The sequence below is a fragment of the Micromonospora craterilacus genome (genome assembly GCF_003236315.1).
Classification (GTDB): domain Bacteria; phylum Actinomycetota; class Actinomycetes; order Mycobacteriales; family Micromonosporaceae; genus Micromonospora; species Micromonospora craterilacus.
This window is the reverse complement of sequence record NZ_POTY01000127.1, coordinates 1-19,919: the sequence shown is the minus strand read 5'-3', so window position 1 is coordinate 19,919 and position 19,919 is coordinate 1. Positions and strand designations below refer to the sequence as shown.

Genomic DNA, 19,919 nt, shown 5'->3' with positions numbered 1-19,919 from the left:
CCCCGCCGACCACGCCGCCACCCACGACTCCTCCGCCGACCACGCCGCCTCCTGGTGGACGGGTGGACAACCCCTACCTGAACGCCCGTGGGTACGTGAATCCCGAGTGGAAGGCCAAGGCCGAGTCGGTCAGCGGCGGCAGCCGGGTGTCGAACATCTCGACCGGGGTGTGGATCGACCGGATCGCGGCGATCAACGGCACCCCGGACAGCCAGTCCAACGGCCCGATGGGCGTGCGTAACCACCTGGACGAGGCGTTGCGCCAGGGCGCCCAGTACATCCAGTTCGTCATCTACAACCTGCCCGGCCGTGACTGCTCGGCGCTCGCCTCCAATGGCGAACTCGGCCCGAACGACCTGCCCAGGTACAAGTCGCAGTACATCGACCCGATCGCGGCGATCCAGGGTGACGCGAAGTACCGCAACCTGCGGATCATCAACATCGTCGAGATCGACTCGCTGCCGAACATCGTGACCAACGTGTCCGGTCGCCCCGGCGGCACCGCCATGTGCGACACGGTCAAGGCCAACGGCGCGTACGTCCAGGGTGTCGGGTACGCCATCGCCAAGCTGGGTGCGATCCCGAACGTCTACAACTACATCGACGCCGGCCACCACGGCTGGCTCGGGTGGGACGACAACTTCGGCCCGTCGGCCGCCATTCTGCGCGAGGCCGCTGGTGCGTCCGGTGCCAGCCCGGCCAACGTGCACGGCTTCATCGTCAACACCGCCAACTACTCGGCGTTGAAGGAGCCGTACTTCACCATCAACGACCGGCCGAACGGCCAGGACGTCCGCCAGGCCAAGTGGGTCGACTGGAACCGCTACGTCGACGAGCTCGGGTTCGCCCAGGCGTTCCGCCAGGAACTCGTCCGCCGCGGCTTCGACAGCAACATCGGCATGCTGATCGACACCTCCCGTAACGGTTGGGGCGGTACCGCCCGGCCCACCGGCCCGGGTCCGCAGACCAGCGTGGACGCCTACGTGGACGGTGGCCGCGTCGACCGGCGCATCCACGCCGGCAACTGGTGCAACCAGTCGGGTGCCGGTCTGGGCGAGCGGCCCAGGGCGAACCCGGAGCCGGGCATCGACGCGTACGTCTGGATCAAGCCCCCGGGTGAGTCGGACGGCTCCAGCCGCGAGATCCCGAACAACGACGGCAAGGGCTTCGACCGGATGTGCGACCCGACCTACACCGGTAACGCCCGCAACGGCAACAGCTTGAGCGGCGCCCTGCCGAACGCCCCGATCTCGGGCGCCTGGTTCCCGGCGCAGTTCACCGAGCTGATGCGCAACGCCTACCCGCCGCTGTCCTGACAGTCAGGCACACCCGCCGCCAGCAGTAGGTGAGGCGCTGTGGCGGCAGGTTCCCCGGGCCCCTGGTCCGACCGCACCGGTCGGACCAGGGGCCCCTCTCGCCGCGCGGCCCGCAGCACCTGCTGGCCGCCCCGTACGCCGGACGCTCCACTCCGGGCGTGGGCTGGGGTGATCGCCGAGGACGTGGGGTCAGCGGCGCCGGTCAGGGCACGGTCTTCTCGATCGCCGCCCGGCCGAGTTCGTTCAGCTCGCGTCGGGCCCGCTCGATGTTCTCCGGGGTGAGGTCCTGGCCCCGCGCCATCACCAGGTCCTCCGGCTCCCAGGGTTGCTCGGCGCCGGTGCGGATGTTGTCCCCGCCAGCGCCGGTGCCGGTCCCCGTCGCCCCGGTGCCGGCGGCGTACGGGTCGGCGAGAATGTCTTCGGTCGGCCCGCCACGATCGGCCCGCTCGTCCGGTTCGGCGAAGGCCGGCGTGTCCCGGTCGGCCCCGCCCCCGGTCATCAGCTGGGGGACAGCGGTCTCGTCGTCGACCGCCGCGGCCACTTCGGGGCGCTCCTCCAGCGGTCGTTCCCGGTTCCGATCCGTCATCGTTGCCGCCCTCCTGTCCACCGCCGATACCCTGGCCCCCTGCCGGGTACCCGCCTGGCCGGTCGCCATGCCTGGCCGGAGCGCGGCAGCGCCGTCGTCAGACCGGGAGCCACCTGCACCAGTACGACGAAGGCGGGTGCCCGGTTCGGGGCACCCGCCTTCGTCGACGCCTCAGCGACCGAGCACCCGGTCGAGGAAGTCGCGGTACTCGCGGACGGCCACCCGCAGTTGCTCGGTGTCGGTCGAGCCCGCCTCCTGCCAGCCGCCGAGTTTGCTCTTGTGCTCCGTCAGCGCCGCGGACAGGGCCTGCATGGCCTCGTCGACCAGGGACTGCGCCTCGCCGGCCGCCGCCCGGGGGTCGTCCACGAAGCGCAGCTGGACATCGCGCCAGCGGTCCCGGAACCGCTGGGCCGTCGGCTCGTCGAACAGGGTGGCCGCCCCGACCGGCACGGCCTCCGCGACGGCGGGCGCGACGTCGTCGGTGGGCTGCGCGTCCGGGTCGACCATGGTCGGGCTGGCGCTGCCGTACCCCGCCACCCCGGTTCCGCCGGCGTTCTCGTCCGCCAGGTCGCGGTCGGTCCGATCGAACTCGGCGGTGGGATCCGCGCGCCACCCCTCGCGTGCACCCTCGACCGCGCCGTCGCCCGGCCGGGCGGTGCGTTCCTCGCGGGGGTCGGGCTCGTCCTCCGGGCGGGCGCTGGCCAGTGCGGAGGCTGCCACCGCGCCGCCGACGGTGGTGGCGCCGAAGGTGGTCGGTACGGGACCCGGCTGGTGGAAGTCGGTCCGGTCGGCGTCGTCGCCCGGGCGGTCCGCGTCGGTTTCCAACCGGTCGCGGTCCGTCGGCTCGTCGATGTCGTCCGCCACGTCGCGGTCGTCGTCGGTGGGTGGCACCGTCACCGGGGCGGCCCGGACGGCCTCCGGGTGGTCGTTGTTGAGTTGCTGCTCTTCCTGCCGCATGGTGGTCTCCTCAGCGGTTCGTGGCGTCGTGGGCGGCGTCGGGATGGCGCTGCTCCGGCGTCCGGGCCGCGACCGGCTCCGCGCCGAGCAGGTCGGCGAAGAGAGCGCGGTAGTGGACGACGGCCTGGCGGAGGTCCTCGGTGCTGGCCTCGCCCCGGGAGTTGCGCAGGTGGATCTCGTGGGCGTCCCGGTAGTGGCTGAGCGTGCGGGCGTGCTCGACGGAGAGATGGGCGATCTGGTCCGAAAAGTCACCGGTCGGGTATCCGCGTTCGCCGATGAGCCGGGTGACCAGTTCGTCGGCCTGGCCGACGGCTTCGGCGGGGGAGTCGACGAAACGTACCTGGAGTTCCTCCCATGCCTCGACGTACCGGGTGCGGGAGTCGGGGTCGAGCGGGACCAGCTGGAGTTCGGCGTGCCGGCGTTCCCGGTCCCGCAGCTCCTTCTCGGCCGCGCTGCGGCTGTCCTGCTCGGCGACGACGCGGTCGTACTCGGGGCCGAAGCGCTGCCGGAGCGTCCGGCGGCGGCCAGCCACCAGGACGGTCGCGGCGAGCGCGGCGACCACCAGGATGACGAGGACGGTGACGACTATCTGCGTGGGCGACATGGCTCCTCCTTCGCCTGCAGGTATTCCCTCCGTCCACTGATCGCCAATCCCGTTCCGGAGCACTTTCCTCGCCCGATTCGGCCGCGGCGAGCATCAGGGCTCAATACCGCGCGACCCCGGCGGCAAACCCGAGCCGATCCGAAAATCTGCCGGCGGCCGCACTGGTGCGCCCCGCCGGATTCCGGCCGGTGTCGGTCATCCGACCGTTCGTTACTGTGCCGGTAGGCTCGACGGACGGTAGTGCAGGCGGCTCGGATTACGTATCCTGCCCAAGGCGCCCGAGCCGGCGTCCCGGCGGGGCAACCGGGGTGCGCCCCGGCGACGGCGCTGCCCGGTCGCACCGGGGAGCCCTTCCAGCCACCCTTCCGGGCGAGGTCCGATTGAACACCCGCGACTGGCCGATCCGCTCCAAGCTGACCGCGTTGGTCGTCGTGCCGGTGACCGCGCTCCTGGCACTGTGGATATTCGCGACCACCCTCACCTTCGGACCGGCGCTCGACCTGCTCGCCGCCCGGACCCTCCTCTATGACCTGGGCAGACCGGGCGAGACCGTGGTGGCGGAGTTGCAGCGGGAGCGGCGGCTCTCGGTGGTGCACCTCGCCTCGCCCCGTTCGGCGTGTGACCGACCGTCGGCCGACTGCGTGCTGCCGGCGCTGGTCGAGCAGCGGGCCCGTACCGACTCGGCGGTGACCGAGCTGCGCCGCCGTATCGCGGGGGACAAGCTGCGCGACGCCGCCGGGGAGCTGCTCGATGCCCGGCTGGACCGGTTGGTCAGCGAGCTGGACGCATTGCCGGCCGGGCGCGGCTTCATCGACCGCCGGGACCTCGACCGGGCCGGCGCGATCGGCCTCTACAGCGGCATGATCTCCGCCGCCTTTCAGACCTTCGCCGCCATGGCGAACCTGCCGGATCATGATCTCAACCGGGAGGCACTGGCCCTGACGGACCTCGGTCGCTCCCGGGAACTGCTCGGGCAGACCGACGCGCTGCTGGCCGGTGCGCTGACCGGCGGAGGGTTCGCCGAGGGGGAGCACGCGCTGCTCGTACAGGCCGTTGGCAACCAGCGGTTCCTGGCCGACGCCGCGGTGGCCGAACTGCCCGAGCCGGACCGGGCCGAGTATCAGCGGCTGACCGAGCAGGAGGCGTTCGGCCGGCTACGGGCGATGCAGGACGAACTGGTCGCCGCCCCTTCGGCCCGGCTCACGGTCGACCCGAAGGCGTGGCAGGACAGCTACCACACGGTGCAGCAGTCGCTGCGGGACTTCGAGCTGACCCAGGCCGACGGGCTGGCCGACCGGTCGGTGCCGATGGCGGTACGCACCCTGGCCCGGCTGGCCGGCGCCGGGTTGCTCGGGCTGATCGCCGTCGCGCTCTCCCTGGTGGTGGCGGTCCGGGTCGGCCGGTCCCTCGCACGGCGGCTCACCCTGGTACACGGCACGCTGAAGCAGGCCGAACAGCGACTGCCGGAGGTGGTGGACCGGTTGCGCCGGGGCGAGCAGGTGGACATCGCCCAGGAGACGCCGGTGGCCGACCGGGGCAGCGACGAGATCGGCCAGGTCGCGCAGGCGTTCACCGAGGTGCAGAAGGTCGCCATTCGGTCCGCCATGGTCGAGGTCAGCCTGCGCCGTGGCCTCAACGAGGTCTTCCTGAACATCGCGCGGCGCAGCCAGGGCCTGGTGCACCGGCAACTCGCCCTGCTCGACCGGTTGGAACGCGACGCGGAGGACCCGGACCATCTCGCCGAGCTGTTCCGGGTCGACCACCTCGCCACCCGGCTGCGTCGGCACGCGGAGGACCTGGTCATCCTCGCCGGTGCCGCCCCGGGGCGTGGCTGGCGCAACCCGGTCGCCATGGTGGACCTGATCCGGGGGGCGATCTCCGAGGTCGAGGCGTACGACCGCATCGAGATCACCACCGTGCAGCCCGCCGGTACGGTCGGCCGGGTGGTGGGCGACGTCATCCACCTGCTCGCCGAGCTGATGGAGAACGCCACCGCGTTCTCGCCGCCGGAGTCGCGGGTGGAGGTCTCGGGCGAGCACGTCGCGCACGGGTACGCGCTGTCGGTCTCCGACCAGGGCCTGGGCATGAGCGGGGCGGCCCTCGAGGAGGCCAACCGCAAGCTGAGCCGGTCCCCGGAGTTCGACCCGGCCGAGACGGCCCGACTCGGCCTGTTCGTGGTGGCGCGGCTGGCCGGCCGGCACGGCGTACAGGTGCGGTTGCGGCCGTCGGAGGGGGCCGGCCTGACCGCGGTGGTGCTGATCCCCACCGAGTTGATCACCGCCGAGCCCTCGCCGCTGCCCGAGCCGGACGCACCGGTGGCCGACGACCAGGCGGCCAGTCCGGAGCACCGGCGGCTGGTCCGGGCGACGCGATTGACCACTGTCCCCCGGCCGCGTTCCCGATCGGCGACGCGTGCGGTACCGACCCCGTCCGACGGGGCCGGGACACCGCCGACCGGCGAGCCGGTTCGTGCCGGGGGCCAGGGCGGTCCGGCCCGCGGCTCGACCGTGGGCCCGGCCGAGGAGGCCGACGGCCTGCCCCGCCGGATCCGCCGGCGCGGCCCGGTCGCTCCGGTCGGCGCATCCGCCGCCGGGTCGCCGGCCGATGCAGGTCCGGCGGTGCGGGCGGAACCGACCGCGGTTGATCGCGATCGGGGCCCGGTGGACTCGCCGACGGTCCGGCTGCCGGCGGTGATCGCCCGGCCCGGGTCGGCGGCGGCGCTCGACGGTCCGACCGTCCGGCAGCCGGTGGTGATACCCCGTGGGCCGGTCGAGCCGCTCGGTGATCCGGCACCGCGCAGCCCGGAGGAGGCTCGCCGGGTCATGTCGGCGCTACAGGCCGGCACCGCGCGGGGCCGGTTGGCCGCGGTCGCGGGCGCCGCCGACCGGCCCGGGCCGGCGCCGGCGGGTGCCGCTCGACGGAGCAGTGCCGGCGCGCCGGCCGCCGACCCGGCCCCGGTGGACGCGGCCGGCCGAACCGTGCCCCCTCCCGCCGGCCAGGACAGGTCCGCTGACCAGGGCGGGACCGTCGGCCAGGACAGGTCCGCCGACCAGGGCGGGACCGCTGACCAGGGCGGGACGGCCGACCAGGGCCGGGCCGCCGATCCGGCCGGGCCGGTGACTGTGAAATCCCCGACCGCGACTGAGAGGGACGCCTGATGCAATCGACGAGGCAGAGCGCCGATCTCGACTGGTTGCTCGACGATCTGGTGGAGCGGGTGCCGACCGCGCGGCGGGCCGTGGTGCTCTCGGCGGACGGGCTCCTGCTGGGCTCCTCCGCCGGGATGGACCGTGCCGACGCCGAGCACCTCTGCGCCCTGGCGTCCGGCCTCTCCAGCCTGGCCCGGGGCGCCAGCCGGCACCTCACCGGCGGGCCGGTCCGGCAGACCGTGGTGGAGATGGAGTCCGCGTACCTCTTCGTGACCGCGGCGGGGCACGGTGCGTGCCTGGCGGTGGCCAGCGACGCGGACGCGGACATCGGCCTGGTGGCGTACGAGATGGCGATGCTGGTGACCCGGGTGGGCGAGAATCTCGGGGTGCCGGCCCGGGCGTCGGTGGGTGCCGCCGATGCGGAGTGACTTACCCGGGCCCCAGCACGAGTGGCTCGACGACGACGCCGGCCCGGTGGTGCGGCCGTACACCCTGACCGGTGGCCGGGTCCGGCCCAGCGTGGACGGGTTCGACCTGGTGGCGTACGTGCTGGCGACGCCGGACCCGGACCTTGCCGCCTACCCGGAGCTGCACCCGGAACACCGGCTGCTGGTGGAACTGGCTGGCCAGGGAACCCCGGTCGTGGAACTCGCCGCCGACCTGGATCTCGCCGTCGGCGTGGTCCGGGTACTACTTGGTGATCTGCTGTCCCGGGGACTGGTCGCCGTGCACCAGCCACCGCGTGCCACGTACCTGCCCGACAACGACATCCTCAAGGCGGTGGTCCATGGACTCCGTGCGTTATGACGGCGAGCGGCGGGGGCACCGGGTCCCGATCGCGCTGAAGATCCTCATCGCCGGCGGCTTCGGCGCCGGCAAGACGACGCTGGTGAGCGCGTTGAGTGAGGTCCGGCCGTTGCAGACCGAGGAGATCCTGACCGGGGCCGGCGTCGACACCGACGACGTATCCGGCGTGGAGACCAAGTCGACCACCACGGTGGCGATGGACTTCGGGCGGATCACCATCAACGACGACCTGCAGCTGTACCTGTTCGGCACGCCGGGTCAGGACCGCTTCTGGTTCCTCTGGGACGAGTTGGCCTTCGGCGCGCTCGGCGCGGTGGTCCTCGCCGACACCCGCCGGCTGGCCGACTGCTTCCCGTCGATCGACTACTTCGAGCAGCGGGGCATCCCGTTCGTGGTCGGGGTCAACTGCTTCGACGGTTCCCGGCGGTTCAGCCTGGAGGCCGTACGACGGGCCCTGGATCTCGACCCCGGCGTGCCGATGGTGCTCTGCGACGCCCGCGACCGGCAGTCCGGCAAGACGGTGCTGATCTCCCTGGTGGAGCACGTCGCCCGGCAGCGGGGCGAGCCGGTGCCGGCGGCCTGACCGCCGTCGGGCCGGTGGCGCGCTGCGGCGCGCCGAGGATTGGAGGTCTAACCCGCCGGTGTCGGGGGAAGGCTTCCGGTGGGATCGACGGAGTGGGCGGCGGAGGGCGGAACCCGGTGGCAGGTCGAGAACAGGTCGTTCACATCGGCGGGTACACCGCGCACAGTGGCGGGCGCGGCACCGGGATCGTCGCCGCCCGGCGCGATCCGGAAAGCGGCGAGCTGACCGTGCTGGGCACGGTCGCGGTCACCGCGTCGCCGTCCTTCCTCGCCCGTCATCCGACCCGACCCGTGCTGTACGCGGTCAACGAACTACCCACCGGTGAGATCAGCGCGTGGCGGGTGGACGCCGACGGCGGGCTGGCCGCGATCGGCTCGTGGCCGACCGGCGGGGCCGAGCCGTGCCACCTGGCGGTCGCACCGGACGGCACGCACCTGTTCGTCGCCAACTACGGCGGCGGCAGCGTGACGGTCTTCCCGCTCGACCCGGACGGGGCGCCCGGCGAGCGCACCGACCTGGTGGCGCACCAGGGGCACGGGCCCGACCCGGAGCGTCAGGAGCGGGCGCACGCGCACATGGTCTCGCCGGGGACCGGGCGGCAACCGCTGCTCGCCGTCGACCTGGGCACCGACTCGATCTACCGGTACGACCTCGACGGCGCGTCCGGCCGGCTGGTACCCCGGGCACCGCGGGTGCGTACGGCGCCGGGAGCCGGTCCTCGGCACCTGGCCCGGCACCCGGACGGGCGGCGCTGCTACGTCTCCGGCGAACTGGACGGCTCAGTCCTGGTGTACGACCTGACCGACGACGGCGCCCTGCACCAGCAGGGGCGGGTCGACGCCAGCGGCCGGGCCGGGCACGTCCAGCCGGCGGAGATCGCCGTCGGCGCGGACGGGCGCTTCCTCTACGTCTCGAACCGGGGGGTGGGCACGGTGGCCGTCTTCGCGCTCGGGGTGGGCCGGCCGGAGCTGGTCGACGAGGTGGACACCGGTGGCGAGTGGCCCCGGCACTTCGTGCTGGTCGGGGCACACCTCTATGTCGCCGACGAACGGGCGGACATGGTGCGGACCTTCCGGGTCGACCGGGACAGCGGCGTGCCGGTGCCGGTCGGGGAGCCGCTGCCGGTTGCCAGCCCCACCTGCGTTCTGCCCTGATCGTGGGCGTTGGACATTGATGCATCCACATTGCGCCGTTGACTCATCACTCAACGTTACTAAATGGCGGTAAACTGTTTCTCCTCTGTAACTTTCGACCGAACGGCCATGGCAGTCCATGGGTCGGGTACGCAAGATGGTCTGCGTGTCAGCAGGCCGCCATCGCATGCGTTCAAGTTTTCACGGCGCCGCCGCAGCAGCGGCGGTCGGCGTACTCATCGTCACGGCTGGCGGGTGGGTGGGCTACCGCCAGCTCGCCGGCCAGGACTGCTCGGGCAAAATCGAGTTGTCGGTCGCGGTAGCGACCGAGCTCGCCCCGGCGGTCGACGAGGCGGCCACCGAGTGGGAGGCGAAAGGCGCGGCGGTCGACGGGACCTGCATCGACGTTACGGTCGCGGCCTCCGACGCGGTCGAGGTGGCCGCAGTGGTGGCGGCCAAGCACGGTGCCAGCCTGGCCGGGGTTGGTCAGGCCAGCGGCACCGCGGTCAGCCCGGACGTGTGGATTCCGGACTCCTCGACCTGGTTGCTGCGGCTCCAGACCGGTGGCGCGGCGGCCTTCGAGCCGGGTAACGGTGCCTCCATCGCGAGCAGCCCGGTCGTCGTCGCCATGCCCGAGCCGATCGCGACCCGGTTGGGCTGGCCGCAGAAGGAACTCGGCTGGACCCAGCTGCTGGCCCGGGTCAACAGCGACCGGCCGCTGAAAACCGGCATCGTCGAGCCGACCCGGGACGCCGCCGGCCTGTCCGGTCTGCTGTCGCTGATGACCGCAGCAGCGGCGTCCGGCGGCGCCACCGCCGAGCAGGACCGCATCGGCGCGCTGCGCGCCCTGGCCTCGGGCGCCTCGGCGCTGCGTCAGGATCTGCTCGCCAAGTTCCCGACCGCCTCGGACAACACCACCCTGGCCAGCGCGCTCGGCGCCGCGGCACTGTCCGAAGAGGACGTCATCCAGTACAACGCCAAGAAGCCACCGGTGCCGTTGGCGGCGCTCTACCTGAAGCCGGCGCCGTTGCCCCTGGACTACCCGTATGCGGTGCTGCCCGGCATCGAACCGACCAAGGCGGCCGCCGCACGGGTGCTGTTCGAGGTGCTCACCACCCCGTCGTTCAAGGACAAGCTGGCCACCCAGGCGTTGCGGGGGCCGGACGGCAACTGGGGCAACGGCTTCAATGCGCCGCAGGGGGCACCGAGCCCGGCCAGCGGCGACGCCTCCGCCCCGCCCCCCGCGAAGGGCGGCATCGCCGCGGGTGGACTGGCCCCGGACGCGGTGGAACGGGCCGTCTCCAGTTGGTCCATCGCCACCCTCTCCGGCCGGATGCTCGCCATCATCGACGTTTCCGGATCGATGAAGAAGCCCGTCCCGACCGCCAACGGGGCGACCCGGCAGCAGGTCACTGCGGAAGCGGCCCGGCGCGGCCTGAACCTGTTCGACGACTCGTGGTCGATCGGCCTGTGGGTGTTCTCGACCAACCTGGTGGGCTCGCGGGACTACCGCGAGGTGGTGCCCATCGGTCCGCTGTCCCGGCAGCGCGGTGCTCTGTTGCGCGGCCTGGACACGATCAGCTCGACGAGTGGCGACACCGGCCTGTACGACACGTTGCTGGCTGCCTACAAGGACGTCCAGCAGAACTGGGAGCCGGGCAAGGTCAACTCGATCGTGCTCTTCACCGACGGCAAGAACGAGGACGCCAACGGCATCTCGCAGAAGGATCTGCTCGCCGAGCTGAAGCGGCTCCGGGACCCGGACCAGCCGGTCCAGGTGATCATCATCGGGATCGGCAACGAGGTCAGCAAGTCGGAGCTGGACACCATCGCGACGGGCGCCGGCGGCAATGCCTTCATCGCCGAGGACCCGACCGGGATCGGCGACATCTTCCTCCGGGCGATCGCCCTGCGCAAGGCGCCCGCCTGAGCCGTCGAACAGGAACGGGGGCCTGTGATGCTGGTGAAACCGGTACCACAGGCCCTTTCCGGCCGTACTCTGCCTTCTAAAGTGACGGCAATACGTCCGAAGTAATCGGCCGCCGTAGTTGTCAGGGCAGGATGTCGTCGTGCACCCGGCAGCTCCGGGCCTCCATCCGGGCTGGGCCCGGGCCGTCGGCGAGCCAAGTGGGAGGGCTGGTGACCTCGGCGACGCTGTTGACCCCCGCCAGATCGTCATCGCGACCGGACGACGCCTCGTCGTCGACCGGGTCGCTGCGCACCGACCAGCGGAGCTACATCCGAGCCCTGGTCGTGCTGGATGCCACCGTGCTGACCCTGGCAGTGCTCGTCGGGTACGCGGCCCGCTTCGGTGAAACCGCGCCAAGCGGCACGCACGTGCCGTACGTCCTGGTCGCCCCGGGGCTCGTGCTGGCCTGGCTGATCTCGCTGAAGGTCCTGCGCTGCTACGACGACCGGGTGATCGGCTACGGCGCGGACGAGTACCGACGGGTCAGCATGGCCGGCCTGCGACTGGCCGGGGCCACCGCGATCGCCGGCTACGTCGCCGACGTCGGTGTCTCCCGCGGCTTCCTGGCGATCTCGTTCGCCGTCGGCACGGTCGGTCTCGAGGTGGCCCGGTTCGCCGCGCGCAAGCGCCTGCACCGGGCCCGGTCGCGGGGCGCGGGCTGGTCGCGGCGGGTGCTGGTGGTCGGCGACACCGCGCACGTGCTGGAGCTGGTGCACACCCTGCGCCGCGAACCCTACGCGGGCTATCAGGTGGTGGGCGCGTGCATCCCGGACGCCCTGCTGGCCCCGGTGGCGCAGCGGCTCGACGACGTGCCGGTGGTCGGCTCGTTCCGGGGCATCCCGGAGGCCGCCGCCGCGATCGGCGCGGACACGGTCGCCGTCACCGCCTGCGGGGAACTCACCGCCACCCGGCTACGGCGGCTCGGCTGGCAGCTGGAGGGCACCGGCATCGACCTGGTGCTGGCCCCGGCGCTGACCGACGTCGCGGGTCCCCGCATCCACACCCGTCCGGTCGCCGGCCTGCCGCTGATCCACGTCGAGGCACCGGAGTTCCGCGGCGTGCGCAAGCTGGTCAAGGGCTTCGTCGACCGGTCGGTGTCGCTGGTGGCACTGGCCCTGCTGCTGCCGTTGCTCGCGGTCATCGCGTTGGCCGTCAAGCTGGACAGCCGTGGTCCGGTGCTGTTCCGCCAGACCCGGGTCGGGCAGGGCGGCCGGGAGTTCGGGGTCTTCAAGTTCCGCACCATGGTGCTCAACGCGGACGTGCTGCTGGCGGAGCTGGCCGCCCGCAACGAGACCGACGGCCTGATGTTCAAGATGCGTCACGACCCGCGGGTCACCCGGGTCGGCCGGCTGCTGCGCAAGTGGTCGCTGGACGAGCTTCCGCAGCTGGTCAACGTCCTGCTGGGGCAGATGAGCCTGGTCGGTCCGCGACCACCGCTGCCCTCCGAGGTCGCCCGCTACGACGGCGACGTGGCCCGCCGGCTGCTGGTCAAGCCCGGGATCACCGGGCTCTGGCAGGTCAGCGGCCGGTCGGACCTGAGCTGGGAGGACGGCATCCGGCTGGACCTCTACTACGTGGAGAACTGGTCGCTGGCGGCCGACCTGACGATCCTGTGGAAGACCTTCGGCGCGGTGGTCAACAGTCGGGGCGCGTACTGATCGCGCTGCCTCACGGCTGCGGGCCGAGCCAGTCCAGGCAGACCACCACGGCGTCGTCGGTCAGGTCGCTGGCGACGAACGCCCGCAGGTCGCCGAGGAGGGAGCGGACCGCGTCCAGCGGAGACATCGGCCCGGTACGGCGCAGCATCCGGTCCAGCGCGCTGTCGCCGTACCGCACGTTCTGCCCGGCCGCCTCGACCACCCCGTCGCTCAGCATGAACAGCCGGTCGCCGCGCTGGAGCTGGAGGTGCTGCTCGCGATAGAGCGTCCCCTCGAACATGCCGAGTGGGAACTGCTCCTCCAGCGGCTGCACGCTGACCTCGCCGTCGCGTAGCAGAACCAGCCGGGGCGAGCCGGCGTCGACGGCGGTCAGCAGCCCGCTGCGCAGGTCGATCTCGAGCAGCAGGGTGGCGAGGTGCTGCTCGCCCCGGTGTAGGGCGTAGATCGCCTGGTCGGCCAGCGCGGCCTGGTCGGCCAGCGGAATGCCGGCCCGGCGGGCGTTACGCAGCGCGCAGGTGGCGAGGGTGGTGAGCATCGACGCGGCGACGCCCTCGCCCATGCCGTTGATTGTGGCGGTCCAGACCCGCTCGCCGTCGTCGGACCAGTCGAAGCTGTCGCCGCGCACCGCGTACGCCGGTTCCAGTTGGCCGGCCAGGCTGAAGGAGGGGCGGGTCCGGCTACGCCCGGGCAGCAGTTCCCACTGCACCTCGGCGGCGAGGGTGAGCCGCCGGCTGCGGCGGGCGGTGCGGTACACGTCGGTGCCGGGGTCGACCGCGGTCAGCTCGTGGGCCAGCGCGGTGGCCACCTCGGCCAGCCCGGCCAGCAGACCCTCGTCGGCGACCGGCGCGACCCGGAGCACCCCACGCCGTTCGCCGCGCATGCTGACCGGCAGGTATCCGGTGCCGTCGGCGTACACCGGGGTCTGGTGGTCGAAGCAGCGCCAGGCGGGGTGCCCGGGCGTCGTCACCTCCTCCCCGTCGGTGAGCGGGAGCAGCGCTGCCAACCGGTAGTCGACCTGGAGAAGTTCGGTGTCGGTGATGCCGTACTCCTGGTCGAGGAGCCCGGCGATCCGCCGCACGAGCAGGTCCGCGGGGGCGGCGGTGAGTGCGGTGCGGGCCTGGTCGACCGGTTCGCTCATGCTCTCTCCTTGATCACAAGCCCATCGGCCGCGAGAATCGGAGTACGCTCAGGCGCACCATGGCGGAACTGCATGGTCCACCGGGACCCGAGATGAGTATGGCTGCCGAGCTTGATTCCGCGGCGGGCGCCCTGCTGACCGTCTGGGACGGTGCGCGGGAGCGGACAGCCAACCGGATCTCCACCGCCCAGCTTCGCGCCGTCATGCTCGTCGAACGGCAGGACGGGATCAACCTGCGCCGACTGGCCGCCGGGCTGGACATGCTGCTCTCCTCGGCCAGTCGGCTCTGCGACCGGCTGGTCGCCGCCGGGATGCTGGAGCGGGAGCCGGGACGGGCGGACCGGCGGGAGATCTCGCTGCACCTGACCGCCGAGGCCCGCCGACTCCTCGCCGAACTGCGCGAGGATCGCCGGCAGCACCTGGCGGCCATCCTGGCCGACATGACGCCGGATGGGCGCCAAGCGCTGCTGCACGGGCTGCGGGAGTTCGACGAAGCGGCCCGCGCGCGGGTCGTCCGGCCCGTGTCGCCGCTGGTGCCGCAGCCGGAGCAGCCCCACGCCGAGCAACTGCCGGAGGGCCGCAACGGCATGGACCGCGGCACCGACCCGCCGCGTGGCTGGTCGACGGGGGAGGCGTCCGTCTGCCGGACGGCCTAGAACCGTGTCAGCCAGCCGGCGGGGCGCGCGATGATCCGGCGTACCACCGAACCGGCCGCGCCCACGGCGGCGGCCGTGGCGCCGAGAGCGGCCGGCCGGACGGTCACCGGTGACCAGGCCGCAGTGAGCACCCGGCGCTCGATCTCGGCGAGCATCGGCGGCCGGAGCCAGGGGATGAGCGGGGCGTAGCCGCCGCCGAGTACCACGGTGTCGAGGTCCAGCAGGTTGACCACGCTGGCCACGGTGACCCCGATCGCCGTCCCGGCCTCGTGCAGGGCGTGCAGCACGGCGGGCTCGCCGGCCTCGGCGAGCTCGGCCAGCCGGTTCGGCGCGGTGTCGGCCGGCAGCTCGGCCCCGACCAGGCCGGCCGCCGAGAGGATGGCCTCCTGGCCGGCGTAGCGCTCCAGGCAGCCGCGGCCGCCGCACCGGCAGGGCGGTCCGTCCGGGCGGACCGGGATGTGACCGATCTCGCCGCTCCAGCCGCGGGTGCCGCGGAACAGGGCCCCGTCGAGCACGATCCCGGCGCCGATGCCGACCTCACCGGAGATGTGCAGGAAGCTGCCCGGACCGCCGCCGGCGTGCAGCTCGCCGAGGGCGGCCAGGTTGGCCTCGTTGTCCACCACCAGTGCCGGCACGCCGTCGACGGTCTCGGTCAGCGGCGGATGGCCGGCCAGCAGCTCCGGCACCGGCACGTCGCGCCAGCCCAGGTTCGGCGCGAGGCGGACCTGGCCGGTGTCGTCCACCAGCCCCGGTACCCCAAGGGCGGCGCCGGCCAGGCTGAGACCCTGCGCCTCGGCGTGGGCGCGGGCCTGGGCGGCGAGCCGGGCCAGCCGGCCGAGCGCGTCTGCCGGAGCGACCGGCCGCAGGTCGGCCCGGTGTACCGTGTGGTGTCGGACCTCGCCGGCGAGATCGACCACACAGGCGGCCAGGTAGTCGACGTTGATCTCCAGGCCGAGCCCGGCCGGACCGTCCCCGGCGAGTACCAGGCCGCGGGCCGGCCGACCGGCACCGGCGCGGGGTGTCGGCGCTGCCTCGGTGACCAGCCGGCCGGCGACGAGGTCCTCCACCACGGCCGAGACGGTGGCCCGGGTCAGGCCGGTCTCGGCGGCCAGCGCGGCCCGGGACGGCGGGCGGTCCGCCGCCGCGATCCGGCCGAGTACGAGGGCGAGGTTCAGCTCGCGCAGGCTGCCCTGCCGCGCGGCGCCGGCCGGGGCTGCGGTTTGGTTCACCTCTTGACACTGCCACACCACGGTCATTTAATTCAACCACTGAACAAATAGCGGCGACACCACCGGAGGTCTGCCATGGCATCCCGTCCCACCCCTGCCGACAAGTTCTCCTTCGGGCTCTGGACGGTCGGCTGGCAGGGCCGAGACCCGTTCGGCCACGCCAGTCGCGCGCCGCTGGACCCGGTGGAGTCGGTGCACCGGCTCGCCGAGCTGGGCGCGTACGGCGTCACCTTCCACGACGACGACCTGATCCCGTTCGGCGCGGACGCCGCCACCCGCGATGCCCAGATCGCCCGGTTCCGCAAGGCACTCGATGAGACCGGTCTGGTGGTGCCGATGGTCACCACGGACCTCTTCCAGCACCCCGTCTTCAAGGACGGCGGCTTCACCAGCAACGACCGCGACGTGCGGCGGTTCGCGCTGCGCAAGGTGCTGCGCAACGTCGACCTCGCCGCCGAGCTGGGCGCCAAGACCTTCGTCATGTGGGGCGGCCGGGAGGGCGGCGAGTACGACGTGGCCAAGGACGTCCAGGCCGCCCTGGAGCGCTACCGCGAGGCCGTCGACCTGCTCTGTCAGTACGTCATCGACCGCGGCTACGACCTGCGTTTCGCCCTGGAACCGAAGCCCAACGAGCCGCGTGGCGACATCCTGCTGCCCACCGTCGGGCATGCCCTGGCGTTCATCTCCACCCTCGCCCACTCCGAGCGGGTCGGGCTGAACCCGGAGGTCGGCCACGAGCAGATGGCGGGGCTGAACTTCGTCCACGGCATCGCCCAGGCGCTCTGGCAGGGCAAGCTGTTCCACATCGACCTCAACGGCCAGCGCGGCGTCAAGTACGACCAGGACCTGGTCTTCGGCCACGGTGACCTGCTCAACGCGTTCGCCCTGGTCGACCTGCTGGAGCACGGTGGCCCGAACGGTGGCCCGGGGTACGACGGCCCGCGCCACTTCGACTACAAGCCATCGCGTACCGAGGACATCGACGGGGTCTGGGTCTCGGCGGCGGCGAACATGCGCACGTACCTGCTGCTCAAGGAGCGGGTCGCGGCGTTCCGGGCCGACCCGGAGGTGGCCGAGGCGATGGCCGCGAGCAAGGTCACCGAGCTGGGCGTGCCGACCCTGGGCGGTGGTGAGGGCTACGCCGAGCTGCTCGCCGACCCCGCCGCGTTCGAGGAGTTCGACGCCGACGCGGTCGCCGCCCGGGGCTTCGGCTTCATCCGGCTGAACCAGCTCGCCGTCGAGCACGTGCTCGGCGCACGCTGAGGCGGTCGGCATGCCGCTCGTCGCCGGGGTGGACTCCTCCACCCAGTCCTGCAAGGTGGTCGTCCGGGACGCGGAGACCGGCGCCCTGGTCCGGCAGGGCCGGGCGCCGCATCCGGACGGCACCGAGGTCGACCCCGCGGCCTGGTGGTCCGCCCTGGCGGCGGCGGTCGACGCCGCGGGCGGGCTGGCCGACGTCGCCGCAGTCTCCGTCGCCGGCCAGCAGCACGGCATGGTCTGCCTGGACGAGGCGGGGGAGGTGGTCCGGCCGGCGCTGCTGTGGAACGACACCCGGTCCGCCGGGGCCGCGACCGAGCTGGTCGAGGAGGCCGGCGGCGAGCCGGCCGGGCGCCGGTTCTGGGCCGACGCGGTGGGCAGCGTGCCGGTGGCCAGCTTCACCGTGACGAAGCTGCGCTGGCTGGCCCGGCACGAGCCGGCGAACGCCGACCGGGTGGCCGCGGTCTGCCTGCCGCACGACTGGCTGACCTGGCGGCTGGCCGGCGCGCCCGGCCTGGCCGCGCTGCGTACCGACCGCAGCGACGCAAGCGGCACCGGTTACTGGTCCCCGGCCACCGGCGAGTACCGCCCCGACCTGCTGGAACGTGCCTTTGGCCGACGGCCGCAGGTGCCGATCGTGCTCGGCCCGGCCGAGGTTGCCGGCGTGCTGAGTCCCGGCGCTCTCCCGGGCGTCCTCGACACCGCCGGGCTCGCTGGCCCGGCGCGCCCGTCCGGGGAGATCCTGCTCGGCGCCGGGGCCGGCGACAATGCCGCCGCCGGGCTCGGCGTCGGCGCCGGCCCGGGCGACGTGGTCGTCTCGATCGGCACCTCGGGCACCGTGTTCAGCGTCGCGTCGGCCCCGACCGCCGATCCGAGCGGTACGGTCGCGGGCTTCGCCGACGCCAGCGGGCGGTTCCTGCCGCTGGTCTGCACGCTCAACGCCGCCCGGGTGCTCGACGCCGCCGCGGCCCTGCTCCAGGTCGACCTCGACCAGCTCTCCGACCTCGCGCTGTCCGCGCCAGCCGGCGCGGACGGGCTGGTCATGGTCCCCTACCTGGAGGGCGAGCGGACCCCGAACCGGCCGCACGCCAGCGGCTCGGTGCACGGGCTGACCCTGCGTACCTCGACCCCGGCGCACCTGGCCCGGGCCGCCGTGGAGGGGATGCTCTGCGCCCTCGCCGCCGGGCTCGACGCGCTCGCCGCCCAGGGCGCGGCCGTCCGGCGGGTCATCCTGGTCGGTGGCGGGGCCCGCTCCGCCGCCGTACGCCGGATCGCGGCGCAGGTCTTCGCTTGCCCGGTGATCGTCCCGCCCCCCGGCGAGTACGTCGCCGACGGTGCCGCCCGCCAGGCCGCCTGGCTTGCCCTGGGCGGTGCCGAGCCGCCGTCGTGGTCCCCGGCCGGCACCGAGGAGTACCCCGCCGAACCGGTCCCGGCCATCCGGGAACGCTACGCGCAGGCCCGGGAACGCCACCTGGACCGCCCGACGCAGGGCTGAATCACGCCCGATCCTGGATTGAGTGGCTTCGCGGTCGCCGGGAAGCCACTCGATCCGGGATCGAGCACGATCTTGCGTCCACGGCCGAGGGTAACCCGGTGATCGGCCCGTTATCTGGCCCTGGTTGGCTGCCGGCATGACCTTGACCAAGGGCCGGCCCGCGCGGGTGTGGGGTGGGGGCGGGGCGCACCGGTTCTACAGCGTCGTGGTCTTCGTGCTGCTCGCCTCGCTGGACAACGTGGCGATCGGTCTGGTGCCCCCGCTGTACGGCGCGATCGCCGATTCCTTCGCGGTGCCACAACGCCTGCTCGGTCTGGTCACCGCGGTCAGCTTCCTGGTCAGCGCGGTGGCGGCGGTCGGCTGGGCGTACTTCGGTGACCGCACGAACCGCAAGCCGCTGCTCATGATCGGCACGCTGATCTGGGCGGCCGGGACGGGCGGCAGCGGGCTGGCCACCAACTACCCCACGTTCCTGGCCGCGCAGTTGCTCGCCGCGGTGGGGCTCGGCGCGGTCGGCTCGGTCGGCTTCTCGGTCGTCACCGACCTGATCTCGCCCCGCCGGCGGGGCCTGGTGATGAGCTTCTGGGGGCTGTCCCAGGGCATCGGCACGCTGGCCGGCACGCTGGTCGGCGGGCTGCTCGGCGCCGTCGACTGGCGCCGGCCGTTCCTGGTGCTCACCGTCGCCGGCCTGGTCGCCACGGCGGCGTACCTGTTCACGTACGACATCCGGCGGGGTCAGAGCGAGCCGGAACTGGCCGGCGCCCTGGCCGGCGGCGCGGAGTACGACTACCGGATCAGCCGGGCCGACCTGCCCACTATCCTGGGCCGACGGACCAACCGCTGGCTCATCCTGCAGGGCCTCACCGCGCAGGCCGCCTTCGGCTCGCTGGTCTGGCTGCCGGTGCTGTTCGCCGAGCGGGCGCGGGACCAGGGCTACTCGGCGGCGACCGCGATCGTGGTGGGCAGCGTCTTCGCCACCCTGTTCCAGCTCGGCGGGGTGCTCTCCATCGTCGGTGGCCTGATCGGCGACGCGCTGCAACGGCGTACGCCCTCCGGGCGGGCCATCGTCGCCGCGGTCGGCATCCTCGCCGCGGTCCCGTTCTACCTGGTGTTGTTCTTCGTGCCGATGCGCATCGACGTGCCCGACGGCGCCGGGACCGGCGCGGTGGTGCGGGCGGTGCTGGGCAGCGTGGTGAGCGAGCCGACGGTCGGGCTGAGTCTGCTCACCGCACTGCTCGCGTTGGCCCTGACCTCGGCAAACTCGCCGAACTGGTTCGCGCTGATCGCCGACGCGAACCCGCCCGAGCACCGGGGCACGGTCTACAGCCTCGGCAACCTGGTCAACGGGGTGGGGCGGGCGGCCGGCAACGGTCTGGTCGGGG

17 protein-coding genes are annotated in these 19,919 nt (G+C 73.1%); 12 read left to right on the top strand and 5 right to left on the bottom strand.

Features of this window, described 5'->3' with window-relative positions:
- Nucleotides 1-1,316: glycoside hydrolase family 6 protein (locus C1I95_RS19760; protein ID WP_111215305.1), on the top strand; the 1,316-nt coding region annotated here is incomplete at its 5' end.
- A gap of 202 nt (nt 1,317-1,518) precedes the next feature.
- Here the strand turns inward: C1I95_RS19760 and C1I95_RS19755 are convergent.
- From C1I95_RS19755 to C1I95_RS19745, 3 genes are all read right to left on the bottom strand, one after another.
- Nucleotides 1,519-1,902, bottom strand: coding sequence for a hypothetical protein (locus tag C1I95_RS19755; RefSeq protein WP_111215302.1), 384 nt, complete (start codon nt 1,900-1,902; stop codon nt 1,519-1,521).
- 171 nt (nt 1,903-2,073) lie between these two features.
- Entirely contained in the window at nt 2,074-2,859 is a 786-nt protein-coding gene (locus tag C1I95_RS19750) for a hypothetical protein (protein ID WP_111215301.1), read from the bottom strand.
- 10 nt (nt 2,860-2,869) lie between these two features.
- Nucleotides 2,870-3,463, bottom strand: coding sequence for a hypothetical protein (locus C1I95_RS19745; protein ID WP_111215300.1), 594 nt, complete (start codon nt 3,461-3,463; stop codon nt 2,870-2,872).
- 380 nt (nt 3,464-3,843) lie between these two features.
- Here C1I95_RS19745 and C1I95_RS19740 point away from each other — a divergent pair, with 380 nt between their 5' ends.
- From C1I95_RS19740 to C1I95_RS19710, 7 genes are all read left to right on the top strand, one after another.
- Nucleotides 3,844-6,621, top strand: a complete 2,778-nt coding sequence (locus tag C1I95_RS19740; protein ID WP_111215299.1) for a sensor histidine kinase — start codon at nt 3,844-3,846, stop codon at nt 6,619-6,621.
- Complete coding sequence (locus C1I95_RS19735) at nt 6,621-7,040, top strand: roadblock/LC7 domain-containing protein (protein ID WP_199523820.1); 420 nt, start codon at nt 6,621-6,623, stop codon at nt 7,038-7,040. The genes C1I95_RS19740 and C1I95_RS19735 overlap by 1 nt, the downstream gene beginning before the upstream one ends.
- Nucleotides 7,030-7,419: a DUF742 domain-containing protein gene (locus tag C1I95_RS19730; protein WP_111215304.1), complete on the top strand. Its 390-nt coding sequence runs from the start codon at nt 7,030-7,032 to the stop codon at nt 7,417-7,419. The genes C1I95_RS19735 and C1I95_RS19730 overlap by 11 nt, the downstream gene beginning before the upstream one ends.
- Nucleotides 7,400-8,002, top strand: coding sequence for a GTP-binding protein (locus tag C1I95_RS19725; RefSeq protein ID WP_111215297.1), 603 nt, complete (start codon nt 7,400-7,402; stop codon nt 8,000-8,002). The genes C1I95_RS19730 and C1I95_RS19725 overlap by 20 nt, the downstream gene beginning before the upstream one ends.
- Before the next feature lie 116 nt (nt 8,003-8,118).
- A complete protein-coding gene (locus tag C1I95_RS19720; RefSeq protein ID WP_111215296.1) occupies nt 8,119-9,156 on the top strand; it encodes a lactonase family protein in 1,038 nt (345 codons plus the stop codon).
- A gap of 145 nt (nt 9,157-9,301) precedes the next feature.
- Nucleotides 9,302-11,065, top strand: a complete 1,764-nt coding sequence (locus C1I95_RS19715; RefSeq protein WP_111215303.1) for a VWA domain-containing protein — start codon at nt 9,302-9,304, stop codon at nt 11,063-11,065.
- A 209-nt stretch (nt 11,066-11,274) separates the two neighbouring features.
- Nucleotides 11,275-12,762 carry a sugar transferase gene (locus C1I95_RS19710; RefSeq protein ID WP_111215295.1) on the top strand — a complete coding sequence of 496 codons (1,488 nt, stop codon included), beginning with the start codon at nt 11,275-11,277 and terminating at the stop codon, nt 12,760-12,762.
- A gap of 10 nt (nt 12,763-12,772) precedes the next feature.
- Here C1I95_RS19710 and C1I95_RS19705 read toward each other — a convergent pair whose 3' ends face one another.
- A complete protein-coding gene (locus C1I95_RS19705; RefSeq protein ID WP_111215294.1) occupies nt 12,773-13,900 on the bottom strand; it encodes a PP2C family protein-serine/threonine phosphatase in 1,128 nt (375 codons plus the stop codon).
- A gap of 92 nt (nt 13,901-13,992) precedes the next feature.
- On the opposite strand from C1I95_RS19705, the gene C1I95_RS19700 reads away from it, so the two are divergent.
- Nucleotides 13,993-14,556, top strand: a complete 564-nt coding sequence (locus C1I95_RS19700; protein WP_233513761.1) for a MarR family winged helix-turn-helix transcriptional regulator — start codon at nt 13,993-13,995, stop codon at nt 14,554-14,556.
- On the opposite strand, the gene C1I95_RS19695 is transcribed toward C1I95_RS19700, so the two are convergent.
- Complete coding sequence (locus tag C1I95_RS19695; protein ID WP_111215292.1) at nt 14,553-15,812, bottom strand: ROK family transcriptional regulator; 1,260 nt, start codon at nt 15,810-15,812, stop codon at nt 14,553-14,555. The genes C1I95_RS19700 and C1I95_RS19695 overlap by 4 nt on opposite strands.
- A gap of 48 nt (nt 15,813-15,860) precedes the next feature.
- On the opposite strand from C1I95_RS19695, the gene xylA reads away from it, so the two are divergent.
- The 3 genes from xylA to C1I95_RS19680 form a co-directional block, all read left to right on the top strand.
- Nucleotides 15,861-17,048: a xylose isomerase gene (gene xylA / locus C1I95_RS19690; RefSeq protein ID WP_111215291.1), complete on the top strand. Its 1,188-nt coding sequence runs from the start codon at nt 15,861-15,863 to the stop codon at nt 17,046-17,048.
- A gap of 10 nt (nt 17,049-17,058) precedes the next feature.
- Complete coding sequence (gene xylB / locus C1I95_RS19685) at nt 17,059-18,537, top strand: xylulokinase (protein ID WP_111215290.1); 1,479 nt, start codon at nt 17,059-17,061, stop codon at nt 18,535-18,537.
- A 136-nt stretch (nt 18,538-18,673) separates the two neighbouring features.
- Nucleotides 18,674-19,919, top strand: a 1,246-nt coding sequence (locus C1I95_RS19680; RefSeq protein ID WP_111215289.1) for an MFS transporter, incomplete at its 3' end; no start/stop codon positions are given.

Bases quoted from the DNA above. Each gene is read 5' to 3' on its own strand.
- C1I95_RS19755 (WP_111215302.1), bottom strand. From the start codon at position 1,902: ATGACGGATCGGAACCGGGAACGACCGCTGGAGGAGCGCCCCGAAGTG.
- C1I95_RS19750 (WP_111215301.1), bottom strand. From the start codon at position 2,859: ATGCGGCAGGAAGAGCAGCAACTCAACAACGACCACCCGGAGGCCGTC.
- C1I95_RS19745 (WP_111215300.1), bottom strand. From the start codon at position 3,463: ATGTCGCCCACGCAGATAGTCGTCACCGTCCTCGTCATCCTGGTGGTC.
- C1I95_RS19735 (WP_199523820.1), top strand. From the start codon at position 6,621: ATGCAATCGACGAGGCAGAGCGCCGATCTCGACTGGTTGCTCGACGAT.
- C1I95_RS19730 (WP_111215304.1), top strand. From the start codon at position 7,030: ATGCGGAGTGACTTACCCGGGCCCCAGCACGAGTGGCTCGACGACGAC.
- C1I95_RS19725 (WP_111215297.1), top strand. From the start codon at position 7,400: ATGGACTCCGTGCGTTATGACGGCGAGCGGCGGGGGCACCGGGTCCCG.
- C1I95_RS19705 (WP_111215294.1), bottom strand. From the start codon at position 13,900: ATGAGCGAACCGGTCGACCAGGCCCGCACCGCACTCACCGCCGCCCCC.
- C1I95_RS19700 (WP_233513761.1), top strand. From the start codon at position 13,993: ATGAGTATGGCTGCCGAGCTTGATTCCGCGGCGGGCGCCCTGCTGACC.
- C1I95_RS19695 (WP_111215292.1), bottom strand. From the start codon at position 15,812: ATGACCGTGGTGTGGCAGTGTCAAGAGGTGAACCAAACCGCAGCCCCG.
- xylA (WP_111215291.1), top strand. From the start codon at position 15,861: ATGGCATCCCGTCCCACCCCTGCCGACAAGTTCTCCTTCGGGCTCTGG.
- xylB (WP_111215290.1), top strand. From the start codon at position 17,059: ATGCCGCTCGTCGCCGGGGTGGACTCCTCCACCCAGTCCTGCAAGGTG.